This window comes from Mesorhizobium sp. PL10, assembly GCF_053714315.1.
This window is the reverse complement of record NZ_JBSKBR010000015.1, coordinates 103,914-119,810: the sequence shown is the minus strand read 5'-3', so window position 1 is coordinate 119,810 and position 15,897 is coordinate 103,914. Positions and strand designations below refer to the sequence as shown.

Genomic DNA, 15,897 nt, shown 5'->3' with positions numbered 1-15,897 from the left:
GTGTGTTATGCGCAAGGTTCATTCGTTGCTTTTGGGCGGACTTAGTCTGCTTGGGTTGAGTGTCGCTTTCACCGGCGCGGCACAGGCGAAAATCGACGTTGGCGTCCAGGAAGCCGAGCTTGCCTGCGAGCAGGCCCTCAAAATCGGCACCATCGAGGCGCTTGAGGATTATCTGCACCGTTACCCAGATGCTCCGTCAGCCTGCAAGGCGCTTGCTCTCAACAGTTTGGGCCAGTTTGGGCCAGAAGGTGGGGACCCGAAGGGTGGTGACGGTGGCCACCGCTACGGCGGATAAGCACGGGTCGGATTTTTCACTTCAACAGTTCGGGCACATCAGGTGGCCTTGTCACTGCGCTGGTGCGGTGTAGCCAGAGTTGACACGAATCCGGCATAGCGCTCGGAGGTTTTCATCCAACCAAGCTCCACCAGTTGCGCGGCGTCACCGCGATAGCGGACAGACCTCTGGTTTCGGAGCGCCAGTTTTGGATCGCGCTCCAGGGCTTCCATGTAGGCGGCGCGCTCTTCGAGCGTCTTTTCCTTGAGTTGCGCATTTTCACTCAGAGACGATGCCGATTTCTGGCGGAAGCCCCAGACGAATTTGAAGTGCAGCAATGCGACGCGGAGTTCGCTGAACCGCACCTTGCTGATTGTGTGCTGTGCGACGTGATAGTGCGTGCCCCGCCCCCATTTTACGATCGGCACCTTTGTCAAGCACGGGGGAAAGGTTTGCTTGAACCGGCCGTGCCAGAAGACCCGTTCCCTCACGCCACCGAACATCTGCTCCGGTGGATACATACCGTCGCGGGCGCGCAGCCACCCTGGCTCCGGGTCGAAGTAGGGTGAAGCTTCAACAAGCGGGATTGTGCCATCGTAGCTGTATTCGGCCAACGGGCCGTCGGCATACATGTCGATCATCGAGCCTATCACAGCGTCCGCGCCGGTCGAATCGAGATAGCTGCAAAGCTGCCCCAGATTGACCCGCTCAAAATCGGGATAGACGAGAAGCTCGTCAGCGTCGATCGAAAGGCACCAATGGCCGGTGCCGAACACATTCATGAGCGTGTTGATCCATCGCGGCGGATCGATGTTTTCAGCGAAATGCGATCCTTCCGTGTGGAAGCAGTGGCTGTCCGGCTGCTCCAGGATCAGCTCACGCGTCCCGTCCGTGGAACCATTGTCCAGGAAGAAAAACCGATCGACGCCGAGGCCGCGGTAATGGTCGAGAAGTTGCGGTAGCAGCTTCGCTTCGTTGCGCAGTCCAACAAAGCACAAGATCTCGCCATCGCTCACGTCGATCGGCCGGTCGTCCAGTCGCGCGAGATGTTTTGGGGATCGAGGTTCAACCATCCGAACGTCATCAAACCAGTTTGCGCGAAGGGCAGGTGCCCGCGAGACGATTATCAAAGTATTATCCAACTGTTGGCAAGACTGTTTCGAACGAAGCGGACTGACAAGGGGGACTCGTTGAGCGTTGGTTCCAAGGCAGGCGCTATGCCTAGGGGCAAGCGACAGGCAAGCCAGAAGCCTCGCAATGTGTGTGTCGTTTCGGAGGTTGAGTTCGGCTCGACGGTGACTGGCGATCACGGGTCGGTGACCTACGCGCTGGCGCAGCATCTGGCAGGAACCGGTGACACCGTGACCTTGCTTTGGGCGCCGAGCCCGCTCGGCAGCCAGCCCGATGGTCAGGAAATCGCCAGGCTGGGCAAATGGTGCTTCGACAATTTCCTTGTGCGGCTCGAATTGTTGCCGCAGTCGCCCGAGTTGCTGCGCGGCATGGATTCCAGCGACAAGAACTCATTGGCCGTCTACCACTACCTCAAGCAGAATGCGTTCGACGTCGTCTATTTTGCGCTTGAAGGCGGACTGGCTCATTTCTCTGCCCTTGCGAAGCGCACAGGCGTCTTTCCCGACCCTCCTGCGATCGTCGTGCTCGCGCATGAGCCGCTTATGTGGAAGCTGGAAGCCAATTCCCGGGCGGTCGAACGAAAGGAGCAGATGACCGTCGCGCACATGGAAAAGACGTCGGCCGAGACGTGCGACCACCTTGTCATCGCTGGCCAGTCGCTGCTCGACTGGATGGCCAAGGCGGCATGGAAGCTGCCCACCAGCCGTCACATTGCTGCGCCCCTTGAGCCGGAGGAGTGGCGTTCGAACTTCGCTGTCGACCACTACAGCCCGCGAGAGCGGCCCGCCGCCGAAGTGGTTCATTTCGCAGGCACAGAGGCGCGTGATGGCCTGACGCTGTTCTGCGATGCACTGGATCGTCTGGCCGACAGCGGCGTCACCGATCTGACAGTGACGGTTGTCGGCGCGTTTGGTCATGTCCTGGGCGAGCATTCGGGCGGCATGATCGTTCGGCGTGCGCGGCAATGGCCGTTCAAATTGAAGCTCCTGCCCATTCGAGATGAGCCTGATATCTACAGATACCTGCGGCAGAGTCATGCTCTGGTGGCGATGACGCACTCGGCGGCTCAGCTCCCGCTGGAAGTGATGACGTGCCTCGACGAAGAGATTCCGTTCGTCGCCACGGATGTCGGCAGCATTCGTGACGTGCTCCATCCGAAGTCGGCTGAAGCCGTCCTGATGGCGGCGTCAGCTTCCGCAATCGCGGCCAAGATTGCGTCTGCGTTGGAAAGCCGATCGTTCGGTCCGGCAAAGCCCCTGCAAAAACGGGAAGCGCGCGAGAAAGCCTGGAGCAGGCTGCACGCAATATTCGCCCGTGATCCCGCTAAGCTCTCCAGCCGCAGCCGGAGCCGGCCACCGCTCGTTTCGATCATAACGGCGCACTACAACCGGGCGCGCCTGTTGCCGCAGGCGATTGCCTCGGTTCGACGCCAGGACTATCCCAACATCGAATTGATCGTCGTCGATGACGGCAGCACCGATCCCGATGCAATTAATCTGTTGGCGGAGCTCGAACCGGAGTTCGAGCAGCGAGGCTGGCGGATCATCCGGCAGAAGAACGGCTTTCTCGGCAAGGCGCGCAACACGGGAATCCGCGCCGCCAAGGGTTCGCTGATCCTGTTCCTGGACGACGACAACGTTCTGTTCCCAAACGCCGTCAGTACGTTCGTCGCCGGCATGCAAAACTCCGGCGCCGACATCTGCACAACCTTCGCCAAGTGGCTCAACGAGCCCTTCGTGCCGCCGGACACCAAGAGCGGCTACATGCTTTACTTTCCGGTCGGCGGACCTACGGACATCGCCTTGCTCAACAATCCGTATGGCGATGCCAATGCGATGTTCCGGCGTGAGGTGTTCGACAAGATAGGTTACCTGAACGAAGAGCGGGGGTTTTCCGCGAGCGATTGGGAGTTTTTCCTTCGCGCAGACCTGGCAGGTCTGGAGATCGTCCCCGTCCCGGAGCCGCTCTATTGGTACCGGTCGGCACCGACGGGCATGAATCGCAATGCCGAGTGGCTGAGGAACCGCAAGCCGATCATCGCTGTCTTTCGAAAGCATAGATTCGCGAAAACGGACATGTTCGTGCAACTCGCCATCAGCTCGAACACCGACAATCATGAGAAGGAGCTCAACCTCTGGAATTTGGAACTGCGCGTCAACGACGAGCGGTATCTCAGGTTGAGTACGGGTCCCGCCAATACCGCGGACGCAATGCAGTTGCTGGCCGAGATCGCGGCACGCGAAGGCAGGGCTGATACCGCAATTTCGCTTCTCGCCCATGCCGGGCGAACCGACTTCGCCCTGGGTGTGGTCGAAATACTCAACGCGGCGACCGAAGAGACCGTGCCGGAGTTGCATTCCTCCCTATACCGCGAGCAATATCTTTCCGCCGAGCCCATGCGCCTGGCTCATGTCAGTTCGTATCCGGATGCCGATCCGGACCTGCTGAGCTATGTCGAACAATCGCCGGACCAGTTGTTCCTCGAAGCCAAGGGCAGCAATGTCACCATGGCTTTGTTGAAAGGCGTCTGCCCGCCAGGCGCCATAGGCGCGAGTTGTTGGGTTTACCTCGACGAGGAGCTGACGGGCTCTGCGCAGTTTCAGCTCGCGATCGTGGACGCAGAAAACCAGACCTCAAGCGATCTCGCGCAGCTGCTTGAGGATGGGAGCGGGAGCGGTTGGGCTGATGTCAGCCGACGGCACGAGGCGCGTGAGATGACGGCGACCGTTAGTTCGCCATCAACTGGCCGACGCGATTTGTTGTTTGCAGTCAAATGCGGCGGCAACCGCCCGGATGCGCGCGTCCTCGGCGGCTTTTCGAGCGTCCAGATACGCCATGTCGTTTCGACCGATGCGAGGCGCCCGCGCCTCAACGCACCGCAACAGCGCCAACGCACGCGTCGAATGACCAATGATGAACTGAAGCGTGCGACGCTTGTGACCAACTATCCGTCCGAGCTGCCGACGCTGCTCATCGCCGCTGACAATGGCGGCATATTCCTGCGGCCGAACACGCATGGCCCGGTTGTTGCCGCCCTCAATTCGGCCTTCCCGGCCTTTGCCAGAAGTGTCATCGCGACGGTGGAGATCGCTCACGATGACGCATCCCCGTTCGAGTTCGCCATGGCGCTGGGCAGGCAGGAAGAAAAACTCGTGTGGAAACACGATGCTCCTGTCGGCGCCTTGTCCTTCTCCGGATGGACGCGCGTTTCGAGACCTTTCGAACTGCATGACTTGAAAGTTTCGATCCGGGAGATCGATCGCAAGTGGCTGACGATCTATCTGGCAATCCGGTTGCCGCGCGGGTCGAAGCCGATGCCGTCCAATGCTTTCTGGCGCAAGTTGTTGTTGCTGTGGGACTGACAGGCAGGCGGTCGCGAGAACGTCACCTTGTCGAAGCACTGAATGCGATACTAAACTGAGCGAGTCCAGGAGGTGCCAAGAAGATGAAGAAGTCATTCAGTCTTGTACTGGCCCTTATTGTCATTGTCTGCAGCGCAGCATTTTTCACCGCGTCCGCCCAGGAACGCGACGTGGGGCCGAAATGTGTCCAGTGGAACTCATACCGCGTCCTGTTCACGAAGGGCGTCGGCACGATATCCGAGGAATCCGTGAAGGCCCTGGCGGCGTTCATCAAGGATGCTGGCCATGATTGCGGCTACCGGCTCTACGCAACGGCGAGCAAGGAAGGGAACTACAACAAAGCCTACGACATCGCTGGTCGCAGGCTCGATGCAACCGGCGATTTTCTCAAGGCGCAAGGCGTCAAGCCCGAAATGGTGCTGGCGCTTTCGCATTGGGTTGATGACGGCGCCGCCGATACCAATACGGCGCGGAGCGCGATACTGTACACGCTGCCAAAGCAAGGAATATCGTGCCGGCAATATGAGAAGCGCAGCCCTGTGCAGGTCGACCTGTTTTTCTACAGCCAGTCCTACGTGATTTCTCCGCAGGTCAAGGCTGACCTTGAGAAGTTCGCCGCCAGCATCCGAGACTCACGTTGCAATGTCGAACTGACGGCTTTTGCGGCCACGGAATTCACCGGCGCCAACGCCGCAAAGACGAACAAGGAACTGGCCAAGCAGCGCGCGAAGGCGATCGAGGATATCTTGACCGCGGCCGGGATCGACAGCGACCGTCTGGTGGACACGCACGTCGAGTATGTCGGCGACCAGAAGCCGAACGTCGTTCGCAGTCGTCTGGCAACGGCGTCGCTGATGTAACGGCTCGCGAAATCTGGATTGGCCGGCGCCTTTTCGGGCGCGCTTGCCTACAACTACCTTGTGTTGGCGCTGTCGCGCAGGCGTTCCATCTCATCCAGCAGCATGTCGAGGCCGAGCTCGAATGTCGCGTCGAATTCGGCAGTGCCGAAATAGCGTCCGGCGGCCATGACTTTGGGAAAATCGCGCGCCAGTTGCTCGTCGCTGACCGTGCTGACCGCGGACGGACCCGTAGCATAGCCTGATGTCTCGTCGAGGATGGCGCCCATAAGGTAGTATCCGGCAGTGCGGAACAACCGCGCCCCCAGCTCGGTGCTGAAGCCGCCGGCTTCGAACAGACCGATAACGCTGTTTAGCCAGGCAAGGCAGGTCGGCGAATTCATGCGGTAGGTAACGAGGAACGGCGCAAACGCCGGATGCTCGCGGCCGACGCGGCGGAAATCTTGCATGGCCATGCGCATCCTTTGCCGCCACGGCAGGCCGGCGTCGGGGATTTCGAGCGCACCGATCAGCCGGTCGACCAGCGCTTCGTGCAGATGCGCCAGCGAGGGGAAGTGATGGTAGATGCTCATCGCCTCGCAACCGAGCGCGGCAGCGAGCTTGCGCATCGAAAAACCGGCAAGCCCTTCCCGCTCAATCACCTCGAAGGCGGCATCCTCGATCATCTGTCGAGAGAGCCGGCCACGTGTTCGCGTTTTTTTGATCGGTGAGTCCATGGCGCTGCTTGACAACTTACACTGTAAGGTTCACGTTCCGCATGACCTTACACCGTAAGGCTAACGAACACCAGAGGAGAAAAACATGTCTGCCACGCTTTCATCGAGCCATTCCCGCGTTCCGTCGCTGCTTGCGGCCGCCGCTTGCGCGCTGACCTTGACGCTGGCCGCCCCAGCCCACGCCGATGACTATGACGCGACTATCAAGGACATCCAGTCGACCATGGGCGGGATACCGAGCTTCGTGAAGCAATTCCCGAAGGCTGGACTGCCCGGCGCATGGGCAGAGGTCAAGGCTATCGAGCTCAGCGACAAGACGGCGCTGCCGCCGAAGGTCAAGTCGCTGATCTCGCTGGCGGTGGCGGCGCAGATCCCGTGCAATTACTGCGTCTGGTCGGACACCCGGGACGCCAAGCGTGCCGGCGCGACCGACGAGGAGATCCAGGAGGCGGTGGCGATGGCGGCGCTGACCCGCCATTGGAGCACCATCTTCAACGGCATGCAGGTCGATTTCGACACGTTCAAGAAAGAGATGGGCGGCGAGTGACAGGACATTTGGCGATGGCCCGCATAGCGGGCTATCGCTAAATCCTAGGGTCAGCTGGGACCAAGCTAGCGTGCGCACGGCTTCCGCCAGCGGCGGTTGCCCATCGTTCTGATGCAGCGCATAAGCAAGAGATGGGAAAAAGCGATGTAGATCAGATCATTGAATGGAAAGGCCGGCGAGGACATTCTCGTTTGGGAGTGGAGTTGGTATTCGAGGTAGAGCGCCTCCAACGCCTTTGGATATCCAGGGCTGAGCTAGCGCCAGAGTTTTTTGACTTTATCCCCATGAGGTTGGTGACGATCATTGAGGTATTTGTGCGCGAGGTAATTCGCGAAATCGTTGATCACGGCCAGCCGTACCTAGAGCGCTCCGAGAAGCTCGTGAGGGGAGCGAAGATCGACTTCATATTTGCTTCAACTCTGCAAGGCCAAAAGCTTTCGATTGGCGATTTGGTAGCCCATACAATCTCGATCAACAACCCGACCCAGATCATCGCCTCGTTTGAGGGCCTGATCCCTGATTTTATAAAGCATCTAAAGATTTCGCATTCGAGATGGTCAGAAGATGCTGCTGATTGGCCATTTCCGCCTATCATTGGCAACTACAACAAGACGATTGCGAACCTCTCCAGACTGTTCGAGGTGCGCCATATCGTGACTCATGAATTGCCCTCTCAAGAATCGTACGACGCCGATGAAATCGACGGCTTCTTGACGGCAAGTGAGGAATTTCTGAACGCCACTGATTGGCTCGTCGTCGAGACCCTCAAAGGACATATTCCGCGCACTCAGATGGAGATGAACCTCCAAGCTGGTGGAACTATGGAGAAGCTCGAAGCTGAGATGGGGGAGTTGCTGGGTGCTATCGGGCGGGAGAATACCGTCGACAGCGAGTTGTTGAGACAAAGCCAAGAAGCTTGGGCCGCCTACGCTAAAAGGGAAGCAGATCTCCGCGCGTCCTTGGTGCAAGGTGGCTCGATGTACCCGATGGTATGGGCCTCTGCCAAGTCGGAGGTCATTGGACAACGAATTGATGCACTTCGATGGTGGCTCGACCGGGATGAAGGCGACCGATGAGCATTCGTTGATGCAGGCGTTTCATGCCAAATAACACCGTGCTGGTCACTGGTGCCCGCGCACCGGGGGCGCTGCATCTGGCACGGTTGCTCAACGGTGCCGGCCGGCGGGTGATCCTGGCCGACAGTCCGGCCCGGCCGATCGCCGCCGCGAGCACGGCATGTGCCGCCTACCATCTCCTGCCGCCGCCACGCTTTGCTGGCGAAGCCTATGCACAATCCGTGGAAGCGCTTGTCCGCGCGGAAGGCGTGGAAACAGTCATCCCGACCTGCGAGGAAGTGTTTTATCTCGGCCAATTCTGGCGCGACCGCGCCGTGCCGGCCCGCCTGTTCGCACCCGACATGGCGATGCTTTCGCGCGTCCACGACAAGGATGCCTTCATCCGGCTGGCGCAAGGCCTCGGCCTCGAGGTGCCGGAGACGACGCTGCTGCAAAGCGATGCCGATGTTGCGAGCGTGCGCGGCCATTCGCGCGAACTGGTGTTCAAGCCGGTGTGGTCGCGTTTCGCCCGTGACGTGCTGCTGCGGCCGTCGCCAGGCGAACTCGACGTCGTCCGCCCCTCGCCCGCCGCCCCTTGGGTGGCGCAGCGCTTCATCGCCGGTGACGAGATCAGCGCTTATGCGGTGGCGCTGAGCGGCAAGCTCAAGGCGCTGGCGCTGTACCGGTCGCTCTATCGCGCCGGCAAGGGCGCCGGCATCTGCTTCGAGCCGGTCGAGGATGCGGTTGCCCGGCACTTCGTTGAAACCTTCGTCGCCGGCACCGGCTGGACCGGCCAGATCTCCTTCGACCTGATGCGCGAGCAGGACGGCACGGTGCTGCCGCTGGAGTGCAATCCGCGTGCCGTGAGCGGCCTGCACTTTTTCCGCGATCCGCAGCGCTTCGCCGGTGCCATGCTGGACGATGGCCCGGAAGTGAAGCCCGATGTGACGGCGCCGCAGACTGTGCGGTTGGCGATGTGGATCTTCGGGCTGCCTGCGGCGCTGCGATCAGATGGTCTTGGCCGCTTCCGCCAAACCATGCGCGAGGCCGATGAGCTGCTCGACTGGCCTGGCGACCCCGCGCCCAAAAAAGCGCAATGGCGCGCGCTGGCCGAAGTTGCCGGCGTCGCACTGCGCCAGCGCATCAGCCTGCAAGCCGCGTCGACGCGCGACATCGAGTGGAACGGGCCGGATCAGACGTAGAAGAGATCTCGCAGTTTCTTACAGTTCGATCTGATACACCCTTGGCTCCGCTGCGGCCGGCGGCATCTTGCCGGCCATGATTGCCGATATGTCGCGGCGCAGGAAATCCAGCGGGCCGATCGCCGGCAGCACTTGCGGCGGGATGCGGGCATTGTCGCTTGCCGATTTCAGCACGCGCCGATCCTGCTGCAGGGCGAAGGCAAAGAGCGGCCGGAAGGCAAGCGCCTTGAGTTCGCCGAACAGGCCCTGGCGCGGGCCGATGAGCCAGCCGACGCCTTCGACGGTCCGTTCGTCGGCCTGACGCAAATGGAAGGTCGTCGCCAGCGCTAGACCGCCCTTGCCCCAATATTCCAGTTCGACGATGCCGGGATGACGGTAGCGGCCGATGGTTCTGGCGCGTTCGCCTTCCAGAAGCCGACTGACCAGCCCTTGCTGGCGATCCTCGCCGGTGTAGCAGCTTTCGACCCAGCCCTCGCCGCCGGTCACCTCGACGCGCACGAGATGGCGCTTTGCGGTGAGACCGCGCAGCACACCTTTGTGGGTGAAGTGGGTGTGGGTGGCGTCGAGAATGTTCTCGGCCGCGTCGAGCACGCTCGATTGCGCCGAACTGCGCACACGCTTCACGACGACATCCTGGCCTTGCATGCAGTGGAGATAGGGCTCGGCCTCGGGTGTGCCCGACGACACGAAGACGACGCCGTCGCGCTCGATGGCGCTGTAGCGGCGGACACGGTAGTGCGGGATGTCACCGACATGACCGGGAATGGCGGTGCAGCGTCCCTCGCCATTGTAGCGCCAGCCATGATAGGGGCATTCAATCTCACCGCCGACGACCTTGCCGGTCGACAGTTCGACCAGCCGGTGAGCACAGCGGTCGAACAGGGCTGCAATGCCCTGCGCCGAGCGGAACAGAACCAGCGGCGCGCCGTCGAACAGGATGCGCTTCGGCCTGGCTTTGATGTCGGCGGACCGCAGCACCGCCTGCCAATGGTCTTTGTCCTTTTGCTGCCGGCTTTCACTCAAAGTTCGAATCTCCTGAGCAGGGGAATGCCGATCCGCGCCAGCACGGTTTCCATGATCTGCACCGCCACGCGTTGGCGGCGCGGCAGATGGCGGACATAGACGGCGTTGTATTCGACTGTCGCCACGGCGCCGCGCAAGCGTTTGAAGGCGGCTGCACCTGCGCTCATGTTGAAGAACAGGCCGTGCGCCGTGGCATGGTCCTGCGCCAGCGCCATCATCATGCGGTAAAGGCCTTCGCTCACCGGCAGGCCGGTGTCATAGCCGACGATGGGCTGCGTCAGTGTGCTGCCGTTCTTCGACAGCGCGGTGACTGCGACCAGTTCCCCACCGGGACGACGCAGACCCGCCAACGTGAGGATGCCGCGACTGTGCATTTCGCTGATGTAACGGGCGGTGTAGTGCGGGTTGAGCGGCGTGTATTTGTCGAGATAGAGCATCCGGTAGAGCGCCTCGCAGCGGGCATAGTCGGCCTCGGTGAAATCGGTATTGCCGACCGTCTCGAAAGGCGTCGTGCGCAGCCGCTTGCGGTCGCGCTTCATGTCGTTGGACAAGGCGGAATCACGGCCGGCAAAAATGTAGACCTGCCGCGCCGCCAGCAGGCGAAACCCTTCCTGTTTTAGCGCCGCGATGGTCAAGGGATCGGCGGTCTCGTTCAGCGAGCGGATGACAATGGAGCGGTCGGGAAAACGCGCCGTGAGATAGTCGCGGATCGCCGAGATCGCCTTGCGGTCGAGCTGCGGCACGGGATTGGTCGAATAGAGCCAGTTGTTGACCTGCACCTGATGGTCAAGGCCGCCGGCCCTAACCAGTGGTGCGCACAGGCCGATCAGCACCCGGATCGCCTTTTGCAACACGGGCGATGAGACGAAATTGCGGGTCTCGTCGATGGCGTAGTCGATATAGGCGCTGGACGGGCAGCAGATATAGCAGTTGGGCGCTTCCTCAGCGTCGTTCAGCGTCAGCGGGAAGGAACGGCCGCCTATCTCGAAAGCCTCGACTTTCACAGTCAAATTGCGGACGAGGTCACGCACCGGTACTTCGTTGAAAAGTTGCACCAAGGCTTCGACCTCGCGCGGGTTGTTCTCAACCCGGTCGGCCTGCTCGATCTCCAATACAGTAGGCCGGTTCACGGTGCCGCTCCCAACCGGCATTCGACCCGGCGTAGTTTACGGTCTGTCTCCAGCGGCAGGTCCTTGCGCGCCAGGCTGACCAAAGCCGTCGCCTGGCGCGCCGCCAGCAAATTGCGCACGGCCTGATGCGCGGCGGCGGCGGCTTCGTTGGCAAGCCCGGGCGCAAGGCTGAGCTCAATCGCATTGCCAGCCGTCTGGACCAGGCGGAAATCGTCGATGCGCCGGTCGGCCTTCAACACAGCATTGCGCAGTATGTCGGGTGTCACAAAAATCTGCCCATGCGGCGAGGCGAGCCTGAAGGCATCGTCCATGCGGCCGACGATCTCATCCAGCGTGCGCAGCGGCGAACCGCAGCGGCATGGTGTTTCGGAGAGCCGCAACAGATCGTTCATCCGGTAGCGCGCCATGATCTGGGTCTGGCGGCGAAAGGCGGTGACGAGTGGCATGACCAGGCCGTCGCCGGCCGGTTGGAACTCGAAGTACGCTGAATCCTCAGCCAGATGCAGCCCACCCTTTCGGCACGTGACGGCGAACAGCCCTTCCGTCGCCATGTAGATCTGGTCGAGCGGGCGGCCGAAGAATTTTTCGATAACTGGCCGGTCGATGGGATCGAGCGTTTCGGCAGCTGAAAACACGCGCTGCGGTTTCAGCCGAAAATTTTCGGCCGCAAAATATCGCAGCATTTTCGGCGGCGCGATGATCACCGTCGGCGCAAAATCCTCGAGCGCCGCGCGCCAATTCTCCGGGCCGCGCGTCAGGTCGAAGAAGCCGAGATCGATGCGCCGCGATTTGCGCGCACTTTCGTAGAGTCCGGTGTTCTGCGGCAGGATCACCGCCACGCGCTGCCGGCGCCAGAGCAGATCGGACACGGCCTTGGCCAGGATCGTGCCCAGCCAGCGGTATTTTTCCGCCTCGGAAATGACGAACAGGCCGCGATTACCTGACGTGCCGGTGCTGGCGCCGACCGTCAGATCGCCGATGCGGCCATCGCGACCCTGAGCCTTCCAGGCTTCGGCTGCCGAGATGCCGTGGATGTTGAAGCGCTCGAAATTGGCCATCAGCGTCGCCTTGTCGGTCACCGGCAGGTCGCCGAGATGGCGCGGCGCCTTGCCGTAGAACAGCGCACGCGGCAGGTCGCGATCGAGAAAGCGGCGCAAGGCATGCGCTTGCCAGCGCTCGAAACTCTCGCGGCCCTTGCGCGAAACCCATTGCGTCAGGGCGAATGAGCCGATCGCCTCGGCCGGCCCGTTCATGGGTTTTCTCCGCCCAGATCGTAGGACGTCACCGCTGGGTCATGGCAAAGCACGACCTCGCCGCCGGTTGCCAGAAACCGCCGCAGCATCGCGCTGGTCGGTTCGAGGGCGGCGGCATCTTCGGCCAACACGGTAGCCGGAAGACCGGGCGTCCGATTTTCGACAAGGGCTTCGATCAGCCATTGCGCATCGACGGCGTAGAGCAGCGGCCGCTCCAGATTGGGAAACAGCAGGCCGAACTGGCCATCGGCATGGCCGGGCAGATCGACGGCGACGACGCTGCCGTCTCCGAACAGGTCGGCGCCGCCAGGCACGCCGCCGCGCGGCTCGATTTGCCGCTTCGACGAGAGCCGGTCGAGCCGGATCTCGAAATTAGGAGGAAACAGTTCCTTGAACACGCCATGGCGCAGATTCTGCCGGGCTGTCTTGGCCCTGGCCCGCGCCCAGGCGGCATCATTGACGATGAAGCGGGCGTTGGGAAACAGCGACAGGCCCGACATGTGGTCGACATGGAAGTGGGTGATGATAACGGTGCGCACATCCTGTGGCGACAGGCCGAAGCGCGCCAGAACCGGCAGCGGCTGCTCGGCCTCGTTGAGTTCGGGCCTAAGGATCGCACTGTAGAGACGCAGCGCGGTGCTGCGCCCGCCCGCTTGAGTCACGTGCGGTGTGTAACCGGTATCGATAAGCACGGGGCCGGCCTGCGGATGCAGGATCAACCCATAGCGGACCCTGAGCCGTACGCTCGTCCAGCTCCCGCCTCGCAGGATTAGGCGCTCGGCCGCATTGACCCAGGCACTGTTGGCGAAGACGATCTTCACGCAGCCCCCTCCGTCGCCTTGCCGAATGTGCGGTCGAGCCCTTCCTCGAACGACACTTTCGGCACCCAGCCGAGGATGCGGCCGGCCTTGGCAATATCCAGGCTCTGCGCATAGGCGAACAAGCCGAGACCGTAGCGCGTCACCGGCGGCTCAGGCCGGCCGGGCAGAAGCTCAGCCACCGTCTCCGCCAGCCCGGCTGCCAGCATTGCAGGCCAAAGCGGCATTTTGCGCCAGCGCGCCTGCACGCCCGCGCGGGCGCAGGCCGCCTCGGCAATGCGGCGCACCGGCACCACCTCGCCGCCGGAGATGTTGAAAATCTGACCCTCAGCGGCCCTGCCGGCAGAAAGCGCGGCAAGCACCGCGTCGACGACGTCCTCGATGTAAGTGAGATCGATGCGTGCCTTGCCATCGCGAAACAGCGGCAGTGGGCGTTGCCGCGCCACATGCAACAGGCGGGGCAGCAATGTGCGGTCGCCGGCGCCGTAGATGCCGCGCGGGCGCAGCACCACTGGCCCGATTTCGGGCGCCGCCAGCACGATCTCCTCGGCCTGCCGCTTGGTGCGGGCATAGTGGTTGACCGGAGAGGGCAAAGCAGCGTCTTCGCTGACGCCGAGCTGGTCGCGATAGGCGAAACTGACCGTCGGGCTGGAGATATGGACGAAGCGGCTTACGCCTTGCCGGCGGGCGAAATCGGCGAGGTTGCGCGTCGCAGTGACATTGGCCGTCTCGAAATCCGCCAGCCGGCCGAAGGGCGCCGAAAGGGCGGCACAATGGACGATCGCATCGACGGTTCCGAGATCGCGTTCGGCAGCAGCGCCGAATGGTTGGGATAGATCGAGGCGAACGACCCGATGGCCGACGGCTTCGAGCGCAGCGCAACGTCGGGCGTCGCGGCCAAGACCAAGCGCTGGTGTGCCCAACGCCGCCAGCCGCGCCATGACGTGGGCGCCGAGGAAACCGCTGGCGCCGGTGACGAGCACGCGCCCCACGGTCAGGCTTCCAGCGCCATGCCGCCGAGCGATACGCCGGCCGAGGTGCCGAGGAACAGCACTTTGGCGCCTGGCGCAATGCGTCGCTCACAGCGCGCGACATCGAGCGCGAAGGGAATGGACGCCGCGATCTGGTTGCCAAAATTGGCCGCGATATTGACGAGTTTCTCCGGCGCAAAGCCCGTCTGGCGCGCCATGTGCGCGAGCGCGAAAGGGCTTGCCTGATGTGGCACGACGACGTCGACGTCGTCCTGCCGCCAGCCGGCGCGGTCGAGCAATTCGGCAACGAAACCGCTGAAATGCCGCGATGTCACGCGGAACAGTTCCTTGCCGTCCATGTGGAAAAGGCTGTGGCGGGCGAACTCCTCGGGCTGGCGATGAAAGTCGAAACGCGTGCCGCCTGAGCCGATGCTGCAGGCCTCGTAGGCCGAGGGATAGGTGCGCATCAGATTGGCCGCCACCCTGCCCTCGCCGGGTGCCGCCTGTTGCACGACCGCTGCAGCGGCGCCATCGCCGAACAGGGCCGCGATGTCCGGCTGGTCCTGCCACGGCAGGGCGCGCGAGGCGATCTCGGAAGAAAACACCAGCGCGGTGCGGCATTGCCCGGCCTCGATCAGGCGCGATGCGGTCTCGAAGGCGGTGAGGAAGCCGAGGCAGGTGCTGTTGACGTCGAAGGCGGCGGCCAATCCATCCGCCAGGCCCAGGCGCTGCATGACCAGCGGTGCGGTTGCCGGCAGCGGCTGGTAAGGCACGCCGCAACCGCCGATGACCAGATCGATGCTGCCGGCCTCGAGCCCGGCATCGGCAAGCGCCAGCCGCGCCGCCGCACAGGCGAGATCGACTTGCGATTCGGCCTCGCAGACATAGCGCTCAATGACGCCGGTTGCAGCTTCGAGATGGCCATCGCCAAGCCCCAGCCGCGCGTCGAGAGAACGCGACGTCACGCATTGGGCCGGCACGGCCCGACCGGTTCCGATGATCTTGACCCGCATTCTCAGCCCGCCGCTTGAGTTGCGCTTTTCGCAATCCTTAGATCGCATCGTTCGGAGATAACAGCGTCGTTTTCAAGACGCGCCGGCCCTACGCCTTGCGCTCCCAGCGCCGGTCGGGCGTCTGCTGCCAGTAGGTCACGGCGTGGCCGGCCTCTTTCAGCACTTTCCAATGCGTCCGGGCGCCTTCGACCTGGGCCGCGTCATGGCCGTCGAACAGGAACACGGCGCGTTCGTAGCCGGCGAGGTCAGCGGGTGCTGCGCCATCGACGAGGAAGCGTATCTGCGCCTGGTTGGGATTGGCCCCGCTCGTGGTCAGGAGGATCGGCTGCTCGGCCGGATAGGCTTCGCGGTCGGTTGCATGCGCCAGGAACGAATCGTCCCTGAACGTCCACAAAAGCTGGTCGAGCGCGTCCCGCCGCTCTTCGGTGCCGGTCTGCACCACGGCGCGCCAGCCGCGATCGACGCTGCGCTCGAGCAGGCCGGGCAGCGCATCCTCAAGCGTCGATTCGGTCAGATGATAAAACAGGACATCGGCCATGGCTGGA

The 15,897-nt window shown here is 62.4% G+C and carries 15 protein-coding genes; 6 read left to right on the top strand and 9 right to left on the bottom strand.

Features of this window, described 5'->3' with window-relative positions; all coding sequences use genetic code 11:
- Positions 1 to 7: 7 nt before the first annotated feature.
- A complete protein-coding gene (locus ACWGTO_RS23195) occupies positions 8 to 295 on the top strand; it encodes a hypothetical protein (protein WP_454577126.1) in 288 nt (95 codons plus the stop codon).
- 38 nt (positions 296 to 333) lie between these two features.
- Here the strand turns inward: ACWGTO_RS23195 and ACWGTO_RS23190 are convergent, their stop codons facing one another.
- Entirely contained in the window at positions 334 to 1,347 is a 1,014-nt protein-coding gene (locus ACWGTO_RS23190; protein WP_454577125.1) for a glycosyltransferase family 2 protein, read from the bottom strand.
- On the opposite strand from ACWGTO_RS23190, the gene ACWGTO_RS23185 reads away from it, so the two are divergent.
- Positions 1,321 to 4,767, top strand: a complete 3,447-nt coding sequence (locus tag ACWGTO_RS23185; RefSeq protein ID WP_454577124.1) for a DUF6212 domain-containing protein — start codon at positions 1,321 to 1,323, stop codon at positions 4,765 to 4,767. The two genes, ACWGTO_RS23190 and ACWGTO_RS23185, sit on opposite strands and share 27 nt — an antisense overlap.
- Positions 4,768 to 4,850: 83 nt before the next feature.
- A complete protein-coding gene (locus ACWGTO_RS23180; RefSeq protein WP_454577123.1) occupies positions 4,851 to 5,627 on the top strand; it encodes an OmpA family protein in 777 nt (258 codons plus the stop codon).
- A gap of 53 nt (positions 5,628 to 5,680) precedes the next feature.
- Here ACWGTO_RS23180 and ACWGTO_RS23175 read toward each other — a convergent pair whose 3' ends face one another.
- On the bottom strand, positions 5,681 to 6,289 hold the full coding sequence (locus ACWGTO_RS23175; protein WP_454577122.1) for a TetR/AcrR family transcriptional regulator: 609 nt from the start codon (positions 6,287 to 6,289) through the stop codon (positions 5,681 to 5,683).
- A 136-nt stretch (positions 6,290 to 6,425) separates the two neighbouring features.
- Between ACWGTO_RS23175 and ACWGTO_RS23170 the strand changes: the two genes are divergently transcribed.
- The 3 genes from ACWGTO_RS23170 to ACWGTO_RS23160 all read left to right on the top strand — a co-directional run bounded on the left by ACWGTO_RS23170 (position 6,426) and on the right by ACWGTO_RS23160 (position 9,144).
- Entirely contained in the window at positions 6,426 to 6,887 is a 462-nt protein-coding gene (locus ACWGTO_RS23170; protein WP_454577121.1) for a carboxymuconolactone decarboxylase family protein, read from the top strand.
- 131 nt (positions 6,888 to 7,018) lie between these two features.
- On the top strand, positions 7,019 to 7,963 hold the full coding sequence (locus ACWGTO_RS23165) for a lysozyme inhibitor LprI family protein (protein WP_454577120.1): 945 nt from the start codon (positions 7,019 to 7,021) through the stop codon (positions 7,961 to 7,963).
- Positions 7,964 to 7,986: 23 nt separating this feature from the next.
- A complete protein-coding gene (locus ACWGTO_RS23160; RefSeq protein ID WP_454577119.1) occupies positions 7,987 to 9,144 on the top strand; it encodes a hypothetical protein in 1,158 nt (385 codons plus the stop codon).
- Between the two features lie 18 nt (positions 9,145 to 9,162).
- Here ACWGTO_RS23160 and ACWGTO_RS23155 read toward each other — a convergent pair whose 3' ends face one another.
- The 7 genes from ACWGTO_RS23155 to ACWGTO_RS23125 form a co-directional block, all read right to left on the bottom strand.
- Positions 9,163 to 10,167: a Rieske 2Fe-2S domain-containing protein gene (locus ACWGTO_RS23155; protein WP_454577118.1), complete on the bottom strand. Its 1,005-nt coding sequence runs from the start codon at positions 10,165 to 10,167 to the stop codon at positions 9,163 to 9,165.
- Positions 10,164 to 11,297, bottom strand: a complete 1,134-nt coding sequence (locus tag ACWGTO_RS23150) for a GNAT family N-acetyltransferase (protein ID WP_454577117.1) — start codon at positions 11,295 to 11,297, stop codon at positions 10,164 to 10,166. The genes ACWGTO_RS23155 and ACWGTO_RS23150 overlap by 4 nt, the downstream gene beginning before the upstream one ends.
- On the bottom strand, positions 11,294 to 12,550 hold the full coding sequence (locus ACWGTO_RS23145; RefSeq protein ID WP_454577116.1) for a F390 synthetase-related protein: 1,257 nt from the start codon (positions 12,548 to 12,550) through the stop codon (positions 11,294 to 11,296). Before ACWGTO_RS23145 ends, ACWGTO_RS23150 begins: the two co-directional genes overlap by 4 nt.
- Positions 12,547 to 13,371 carry an MBL fold metallo-hydrolase gene (locus ACWGTO_RS23140; RefSeq protein WP_454577115.1) on the bottom strand — a complete coding sequence of 275 codons (825 nt, stop codon included), beginning with the start codon at positions 13,369 to 13,371 and terminating at the stop codon, positions 12,547 to 12,549. Before ACWGTO_RS23140 ends, ACWGTO_RS23145 begins: the two co-directional genes overlap by 4 nt.
- On the bottom strand, positions 13,368 to 14,360 hold the full coding sequence (locus ACWGTO_RS23135) for an NAD-dependent epimerase/dehydratase family protein (protein WP_454577114.1): 993 nt from the start codon (positions 14,358 to 14,360) through the stop codon (positions 13,368 to 13,370). Before ACWGTO_RS23135 ends, ACWGTO_RS23140 begins: the two co-directional genes overlap by 4 nt.
- A gap of 2 nt (positions 14,361 to 14,362) precedes the next feature.
- Positions 14,363 to 15,352 carry a 3-oxoacyl-[acyl-carrier-protein] synthase III C-terminal domain-containing protein gene (locus ACWGTO_RS23130; protein ID WP_454577113.1) on the bottom strand — a complete coding sequence of 330 codons (990 nt, stop codon included), beginning with the start codon at positions 15,350 to 15,352 and terminating at the stop codon, positions 14,363 to 14,365.
- 88 nt (positions 15,353 to 15,440) lie between these two features.
- Positions 15,441 to 15,890 carry a DNA polymerase III subunit chi gene (locus tag ACWGTO_RS23125; protein WP_454577112.1) on the bottom strand — a complete coding sequence of 150 codons (450 nt, stop codon included), beginning with the start codon at positions 15,888 to 15,890 and terminating at the stop codon, positions 15,441 to 15,443.
- Positions 15,891 to 15,897 lie beyond the last annotated feature (7 nt).